The organism is Pseudomonas sp. FSL R10-2964, from assembly GCF_009600035.1.
In the GTDB taxonomy this organism is placed as follows: domain Bacteria; phylum Pseudomonadota; class Gammaproteobacteria; order Pseudomonadales; family Pseudomonadaceae; genus Aquipseudomonas; species Aquipseudomonas bubulae.
In genome coordinates, this window is sequence record NZ_WIWH01000022.1 from 88068 (window position 1) to 96737 (window position 8670).

Annotated in this window: 3 protein-coding genes; 2 read left to right on the forward strand and 1 reads right to left on the reverse strand. The window is 62.0% G+C overall.

The window, feature by feature from the left end; genetic code table 11:
- Positions 1-56 precede the first annotated feature (56 nt).
- Positions 57-1976 carry an arginine decarboxylase gene (gene speA, locus GHN92_RS14250; protein ID WP_095001036.1) on the forward strand — a complete coding sequence of 640 codons (1920 nt, stop codon included), beginning with the start codon at positions 57-59 and terminating at the stop codon, positions 1974-1976.
- 77 nt (positions 1977-2053) lie between these two features.
- Here the strand turns inward: speA and GHN92_RS14255 are convergent, their stop codons facing one another.
- Positions 2054-3397 carry an MATE family efflux transporter gene (locus GHN92_RS14255; protein ID WP_133144718.1) on the reverse strand — a complete coding sequence of 448 codons (1344 nt, stop codon included), beginning with the start codon at positions 3395-3397 and terminating at the stop codon, positions 2054-2056.
- A 190-nt stretch (positions 3398-3587) separates the two neighbouring features.
- Here GHN92_RS14255 and GHN92_RS14260 point away from each other — a divergent pair, with 190 nt between their 5' ends.
- A complete protein-coding gene (locus GHN92_RS14260) occupies positions 3588-8483 on the forward strand; it encodes an alpha-2-macroglobulin (protein WP_153380416.1) in 4896 nt (1631 codons plus the stop codon).
- Positions 8484-8670: the final 187 nt, after the last annotated feature.

Here is an 8670-nt window from a genome sequence, read left to right on the forward strand (position 1 = left end):
GACTGCGCCAGCCTGCTTTCAGGCTGGGCTATTTGACTTATTTATAGGGGACTTCGATGTCCGTACGACGCACACGCAAAGACGATGGCAGCCAATGGACAGTTGCGGACAGCCGCAGTGTTTACGGGATTCGCCATTGGGGGGCCGGGTATTTCGCGATCAATGAAGCCGGTCGCGTAGAAGTCCGTCCGAACGGCCCGAACAGCTCGCCCATCGATTTGTACGAGCAGGTCGACGAGCTGCGCAAGACCAGCGGTTTGTCCTTGCCGTTGCTGGTGCGTTTCCCGGATATCCTGCAAGACCGTGTACGCCAGCTGACCGGCGCATTCGATGCCAACATCGCGCGCCTGGAATACCAGAGCGAATACACCGCGCTGTACCCGATCAAGGTTAACCAGCAGGAAGCGGTGATCGAAAACATCATCGCTACCAAGAACGTGTCGATCGGTCTTGAAGCCGGCTCCAAGCCCGAGCTGCTGGCCGTGCTGGCCCTGGCGCCCAAGGGCGGCACCATCGTCTGCAATGGTTACAAGGACCGTGAGTTCATCCGCCTGGCGCTGATGGGCCAGAAGCTGGGTCACAACGTCTTTATCGTGATCGAGAAAGAATCCGAAGTAGACCTGGTGATCGAAGAAGCGGCCTCGCTCAAGGTCAAGCCACAGGTTGGCCTGCGCGTGCGCCTGTCGTCCCTGGCGTCGAGCAAGTGGGCCGACACCGGCGGTGAAAAATCCAAATTCGGTCTTTCTGCCGCGCAATTGCTGTCGGTGGTTGAGCGCTTCCGTGCGGCCGGTCTGGACCAGGGCATCCGCCTGCTGCACTTCCATATGGGCTCGCAGATCGCCAACCTGGCGGACTACCAGCACGGTTTCAAGGAGGCGATCCGCTATTACGGCGAACTGCGCAACCTCGGCCTGCCGGTTGACCATATCGACGTGGGCGGCGGTCTGGGTGTGGATTACGACGGTACCCACTCGCGCAACGCCAGTTCGATCAACTACGACATGGACGATTACGCCGGTGTGGTCGTGGGTATGCTCAAAGAGTTCTGCGATGCGCAGAGCCTGCCGCACCCGCACATCTTCTCCGAGAGTGGCCGTTCCCTGACCGCGCACCACGCCATGCTGGTGGTGCAGGTGACCGACGTCGAGAAACACAACGACGACGTGCCGGTGATCGAAAACAAGGAAAGCCTGCCGGAAACCGTGCAATGGCTGGTGGACCTGCTGGGGCCGACCGACATTGAGATGGTCACCGAAACCTACTGGCGCGCCACGCACTACATGAGCGATATCGCTGCCCAGTACGCTGATGGCAAAATCACCCTGGCGGAAAAGGCCCTGGCCGAGCAGTGCTACTTCGCGGTGTGCCGTCGCCTGCACAACTCGCTGAAAGCGCGTCAGCGTTCCCACCGTCAGGTGCTGGACGAGCTCAACGACAAGCTGGCCGACAAGTACATCTGCAACTTCTCGGTGTTCCAGAGTCTGCCGGACACCTGGGCGATTGGCCAGGTACTGCCGATCCTGCCGCTGCATCGTCTCAACGAAGAGCCGCTGCGCCGCGCCGTGTTGCAAGACCTGACCTGTGACTCCGACGGCAAGATCAAGCAATACGTCGACGAGCAGAGCATCGAAACCAGCCTGCCGGTGCACGGGCTGAACGAAGGTGAAGACTACCTGCTGGGGATCTTCCTGGTGGGCGCTTACCAGGAAATCCTCGGTGACATGCACAACCTGTTCGGTGACACCGACTCGGTGAACATCTACCAGAACGAAGACGGCAGCGTGTACCACGCCGGTATCGAGACCCATGACACCATCGAAGACATGCTGCGCTACGTGCACTTGTCGCCTGAAGAGCTGATGAACCACTACCGCGACAAAGTGGCCAGCGCCAGCATCAGTGCCAAGGAGCGTACCCAGTACCTCGACGCACTGCGCCTGGGCCTGACCCGCTCGTCGTACCTGTCGAGCCACTGATCCCCACGGGCTTCAGAGCTGACCGAAAAACGCCGGCCTGTGCATTGCACGGGCCGGCGTTTTTTTTCGCCTCAGTGTCAGGCGCCGAACCACTGATTCTTGCGCTGCATCTGCCATGCATACACGCCCAGGGTCAGGCTGCGCAGCACCATAAACAGCAGGAAACTTATCCACAGCCCGTGGTTGCCATAGCCGTGCAGGACCCAGGCGGCGGGGAAGGCGATGGCCACGCTGATCACCATGGCGTTGCGCATTTCACGAGCGCGGGTAGCACCGATAAACAGCCCGTCAAGCAAGTAGCTCCACACTGCAATCAGCGGCAGCAGGGCCAGATAGGGCAAGTACTGGAAAGCGGTTTCGCGCACAACGGGAATATCGGTCTGCATTTGCACAAACAGATGCCCGCCGAACATAAACAGCAGCGCAAAACCCAGGCTGGCCAATAGTGACCAGCCGCAGGCCACCACCATCGAGCGGCGCAACGCCTCACGGTCGCGGGCGCCAATAGCGTGTCCGCACAGTGCCTCGACGGCGTGGGCCAGACCGTCCAGGGCATGGGCAGCCAGCAGCAGGCCATTGAGCAATAACGCATTGGCAGCCACGGTGGCATCGCCCAGGCGGGCGCCTTGCAGGGTGATGGAGAAAAACACCAGTTGCAGCATCAGGCTGCGGATAAAAATATCGCGATTGACCCCCAGTAACGGCTTCCAGTTGTGCCACATGCCCAGGGCGGCCCACACTACCTTGCCCGGATATCGACGCAGGGCACCGCGGGTCAGCCACAGGCCGAGCAGGGCGCCGCTCCATTCGGCAATCACCGAAGCCCGGGCCGAGCCTGCCACCCCCCAGTCCAGCCCGAGGACGAACCACAGGTTCAGCGCGATATTCACCAGATTGGTCGTCAGCAGGATCGCCAGCGGTGCGCGGGCGTTTTGCGTGCCCAAAAACCAGCCTACCAGTGCATAACTGGCCAGTGCGGCGGGCAGGCCAAATAGCCGTGTGTGGAAGAACTCCAGAGTCAGCGCGTGCAGTTCGGTGGAGGGCTGCATCAGGCTCAGGGCCACGCCGCTAAAAGGAATCGCAATGGCCCCCAGCAGCATCGACAACAGCACGCTGAGCAACAGGCCCTGCAGCAGGATTTGCCGCAGCGCGGCGCCATCACCGCGTCCGGCGGCCTGCGCGGCGAAGCCGGTGGTGCCCATGCGCAGAAAACCCATCATCCAGGCCAGGAAGATATACAGGCTGGCGCCCACGGCGACGGCGCCCAGTTGATGGGCGTGGGGCAAATGGCCGATGACAGTACTGTCGACCAACGCTACCAGCGGCACGGAGATATTGGACAGGATCATGGGGGCCGCCAGCGCCCACACCCGGCGATGGGTAGGACGGTCGCGCCAGTCGGCTAACAGGGAAGATGACATGCAGGCTCCTTGGGGGAGCGCGATTGTAGCCGCAAAGCCTGCCCTCACCCCAACCCTCTCCCGGAGGGCGAGGGGGCTGATCTGCGCTTTTGTCCCCTATCCCTTCGGGAGAGGGCTAGGGTGAGGGGCTCTTGATCTTCATCCAGCTGTTATATAGTCAACCCTTAACTGCCCGGTAAACGAGTACACCATGCTGAACAAAGGACTGCTTTTGGCCTGCACGCTGGCGCTGCTGAGCGCTTGTGATTCTTCCAGCGTCGACAAACCCGCCACGCCACAGGTGGCCACGAGCCAGCCGGCTAAACCGGTACAGGACGTCAAAGTGCTGGCCGAGCGTTATGCCGGGCGCGAGTTGAGTGTGGTAGACGTCTCTGAAGTGCAGCTGGACGGGGCCAGCACCTTGTCCGTGAGCTTTTCAGTGCCGCTGGACCCGCAGCAGAACTTTGCCGACAAACTGCATCTGGTGGACGCCAAGGCCGGCAAGGTCGATGGCGCCTGGGAGCTGTCGGACAACCTGATGGAGTTGCGCCTGCGCCACCTTGAGCCGCAGCGCAAGTTGATCCTTACCGTCGACCCCGGCCTGCGCGCCGTCAACGATGCCAAGCTCGCCGCCGAATACGTCAGTCGCCTGGAAACCCGCGACCTGCAACCCACGGTCGGCTTCGCCAGCCGTGGCAACCTGCTGCCCACGCGCCTGGCCGAAGGTCTGCCGGTGATCGCGCTGAACGTCGACAAGGTCGATGTCGAGTTCTTTCGGGTCAAACCCGAGTCGCTGCCGGCGTTTCTCAGCCAGTGGGGGCGCAACAGCAGCCTGCAAAGCTACGAAGCCAGGGATCTGCTGAATATGGCCGATCTGGTTTACAGCGGCCGTTTTGACTTGAACCCGGCGCGCAATACCCGGGAAACCCTGATCCTGCCCACGGCCGGGATCAAGCCCTTGCAGCAGCCGGGAGTTTATCTGGCGGTGATGACCGCCTCCGGCAGTTACAACTATTCGACCCCAGCCACCTTGTTTACCCTCAGCGATATCGGACTTTCGGTGCATCGCTACCAAAAGCGCCTGGATGTGTTCACACAGGCCCTGGAAGGTGGCAGTGCACTGAGCGGCATCGATCTCGAGTTGCTTGATGGCAAGGGCAAGATGCTTGGCCGGGGCAAGACGGGCAAGGACGGGCATGCCGAGCTGGCCTTGCCACCCAAGGCCGAAGTGCTGCTGGCGCGCCAGGGCGACCAGACCAGCCTGTTGCGCTTGAACACGGCGGCGCTGGATCTGGCCGAATTCGATATTGGCGGCCCGCAGGCGCATCCGTTGCAGTTCTTTGTATTTGGCCCCCGTGATCTGTATCGCCCCGGCGAAACCGTGCTGCTCAATGCCTTGCTGCGCGACCGCGACGGCAACCCGGTCAAGCCGCAGCCGGTCAGCGTCGAGGTGCGTCGCCCGGACGAGCAGGTGAGCCGCAAGTTCGTCTGGACGCCGGATGCTTCCGGTCTGTATCAGTACCCGCTGCAACTGGCCGCCGAAGCGCCGACCGGGCGCTGGCAGCTGGTGTTCGACTTTGGTGACGGCAAGCCGCAGCTGTACGAGTTTTTGGTCGAGGACTTTTTACCCGAGCGCATGGCACTTGAACTCAAGGGCAGCGATACCCCGCTGAGCCCCGAGCAAACCGCTGAAATCCAGGTTGCCGGGCGTTACCTGTACGGTGCTCCGGCAGCCGGTAACCGCTTGAGCGGGCAGGTCTATGTGCGGCCATTGCGCGAGGCGGTCAGTGCCTTGCCGGGCTATCAGTTCGGTTCGGTGACAGAACCGGAGCTGACCCAGGATCTGGAGCTGGACGAAAGCGTGCTCAACGCCGACGGCAAGCAAACCCTCAGCATTGACAGTCAATGGAGCGATGCCAAATCGCCGTTGCAACTGATTGTGCAGGCCAGTTTGCAGGAGTCGGGCGGGCGCCCGATTACCCGTCGCCTGGTGCAGCCGGTATGGCCGGCAGACCGTCTGCCGGGGCTGCGCGGCCTGTTTGACGGTGCTGAAACCGATGGCGACGGCCCGGTTGAGTTCGAGCTGCTGGTTGCTGACAGCCAGGGCAACAAATTGGCGGCCGACAACCTCAAGGTGCGTCTGGTGCGTGAACGCCGCGATTACTACTGGAACTACTCGGACAACGACGGCTGGAGTTATCACTACAACGAGAAGTTTCTGAACCTCAACGAAGAGACCCTCAGCCTCAAGGCGGGCGAAACCGCCAAGGTCAGCTTTCCGGTGGAGTGGGGCCCTTACCGCGTAGAGGTTGAAGACCCGCAAACCGGCTTGATCAGCAGCCTGCGTTTCTGGGCCGGTTATCGTGCCCAGGACAACGCCGAAGGCGGTGCCGTGCGCCCCGACCAGGTCAAGCTGGCGCTGGACAAGGCCGCTTATGCCGATGGCGATACGGCCAAGGTCACGGTCACGGTCACGCCACCTGCGGCTGGCAAGGGCTACTTGCTGGTTGAAGGCAGCGATGGCCCGTTGTGGTGGCAGGAAATCGAAGTGCCGGCCGAGGGCAAGGCCTACGAAATCAGACTCGACCCGAGCTGGGCCCGGCATGACTTGTATATCAGTGCACTGGTGATCCGCCCCGGTGAGCGCAAGACCAATATCACTCCCAAGCGCGCTGTAGGGGTGCTGCACCTGCCCATCGATCGCAGCCAGCGCAAGTTGGCTCTTACGCTGGATGCCCCTGAAAAAATGCGTCCCAAGCAACCTCTGACGGTGAAGCTCTCGGCTAAAAATGCCGATGGCAGCATTCCCAAACAGGCCCATGTACTGCTGGCTGCCGTGGATGTGGGCGTGCTCAATATCACTGAGTACCCGACCCCCGACCCGTTCGCCAGCCTGTTCGGGCGCAAGGCCTATGGGGCGGATCAGCTGGATATTTACGGGCAGTTGATTGAGGCCGGGCAGGGCCGTCTGGCCAGCCTGGCGTTCGGCGGCGATGCGGCACTGGCCAAGGGCGGCAAGCGACCTGCCACCAGTGTCACCATCGTGGCGCTGCAAAGCGCACCGGTGACGCTCAACGAGCAGGGCGAAGGTGAAGTCAGTGTGGATATCCCTGACTTTAACGGCGAGTTGCGCTTGATGGCACAAGCCTGGACCGACGATCGCTACGGCATGGCCGAGGCCAGAACCGTGGTCGCAGCACCATTGGTGGCCGAGCTGGCTGCGCCGCGCTTTCTGGCCGGTGGCGACGAGACGCGGCTGGCGCTGGACCTGTCCAACCTCACCGACAAGCCGCAAACGCTGCACGTGAACCTTAACACCGAGGGGCAACTGAGCCTGCTGGGTGACGCGACACAGAACCTGACACTCAGCCCCGGCCAGCGCAGTACCTTGCAGGTTCCGGTCAAGGCGCTGGGCGGGTATGGCACCGGTGTGGTCAAGGTGACGGTCAATGGCCTGGACCTGCCGGGTGAAACCCTGGCGCCGTTCACCCGCGAATGGACGTTGGGGGTGCGCCCGGCGTATCCAGCATTGCTAAAGCATTACCGTGCTGTGCTCAACGACCAGCCCTGGAGCCTGCCCGAGGGCGAGCTGCAAGCCTTTGAACCGGCCGGGCGTGAAGCCTTGCTCAGCTTGTCGAGCCGCCCGCCGCTGAATCTTGGCGAGCAGATTCGTGCGCTCAAGGCTTACCCGTATGGCTGTTCCGAGCAAACCACCAGCGGCCTGTACCCGGCTCTGTATGCCGATGCAGCCCTGCTCAAACGCCTGGGCCTTGAAGGCGAGCCGGACACCGAGCGCAAACGCAAAATCGAGTTGGGTATCGAGCGCCTGCTGGGCATGCAGCGCTACAACGGCAGTTTTGGCCTGTGGGGCGCGGACGGTCAGGAAGAGTACTGGCTCACGGCCTATATCACCGACTTCCTGCTGCGCGCCCGCGATCAAGGCTACGCGGTACCTCCCGAGGCGCTGAAAAAGGCCAGCGAGCGGTTGCTGCGTTATGTGCAGGAACGCAACCTGATCGAGGCCGACTACAGCGACAACCTCGACCACACCCGCTTTGCCGTACAGGCCTATGCAGCGCTGGTCCTGGCCCGAAGCCAACAGGCGCCGCTGGGTGCGCTGCGCAGCATTTTTGAGCGCCGCAGCGATGCCCGTTCCGGTTTGCCTCTGGTGCAGTTGGCCATTGCCCTGCAGAAAATGGGCGATCAACCGCGCGCCGATCAAGCGTTGGTGGCGGGGTTGGCGGCGAAGCGCAAGGCTGATCAATGGCTGGGCGACTACGGCAGCCCGCTGCGCGATCAGGCGTTGATTCTGGCCTTGCTGGAAGAGAACAACCTGATGAGTGGTCAGCGTGAACAGCGACTGTTCGACCTGTCCGATCAACTGGCGGCGAGTCAGTGGCTGTCGACCCAGGAACGCAATTCACTGTTCCTCGCCGGTCGCGATTTGCTGGGCAAGCCTGAGGCCAGCTGGAGTGCGCAACTCACCAGTGGCGATCAGACCCGCGAGCTGAACAATGCCCGCTCAGGGCTTAAGCTCGACGGGCCGCTGCTAGCTTCGCCCCTGAGCCTGCGTAACGCAGGCAGCGCGCCGATTTATCAACAGCTGACGATTTCGGGTTATCCACAGCACGCCCCGGCGGCGGGCGGCGAAAACATGAGCATTCGCCGCGACTACCTGGGTATGAACGGTGAGCCGCTGGATCTCAAGGCGCTGAAAAGTGGTGATCTGGTGCTGGTGCATCTGGCCGTGACGGCCAAGCAGCAAGTGCCTGATGCGCTGGTGGTGGATTTGCTGCCGGCAGGCCTGGAGCTGGAAAACCAGAACCTGGGGCAGAGCGCGGCCAGCCTTGAAAACGCCAGTACTCAAGTGAAGCAATGGCGCGAGTCGATGCAGAACGCCAGCGTGCAGCATCAGGAGTATCGGGATGATCGTTATGTGGCGGCAGTCAAACTGGATGGCTACGGCACTACGCACCTGCTGTACCTGGCCCGTACTGTGACACCAGGTACCTATCGGGTGCCGCCGCCGCAAGTGGAGTCGATGTACCGGCCCAACTGGCAGGCCGTGGGGGATGCGGTGGGGGAGATGGTGATCAAGGGGCGTTAGGTCTGTGGCCGCGGTAGGGTTTAGCAGGTACACCGGGTACATATCCGGCATTCGCGTTTGAACGGGATATTGGTTTCGCCCTTACGGCGAGTCACTTTTTCCAGACGCCGTGTACGGACCGGACACATGGTGGACACACGTGCGGGGACATGGTGGACACATTATGCCCCGTAGTCAGGTTTGCTCA

Bases quoted from the DNA above. Each gene is read 5' to 3' on its own strand.
- GHN92_RS14260 (WP_153380416.1), top strand. From the start codon at position 3,588: ATGCTGAACAAAGGACTGCTTTTGGCCTGCACGCTGGCGCTGCTGAGC.
- GHN92_RS14255 (WP_133144718.1), bottom strand. From the start codon at position 3,397: ATGTCATCTTCCCTGTTAGCCGACTGGCGCGACCGTCCTACCCATCGC.
- speA (WP_095001036.1), top strand. From the start codon at position 57: ATGTCCGTACGACGCACACGCAAAGACGATGGCAGCCAATGGACAGTT.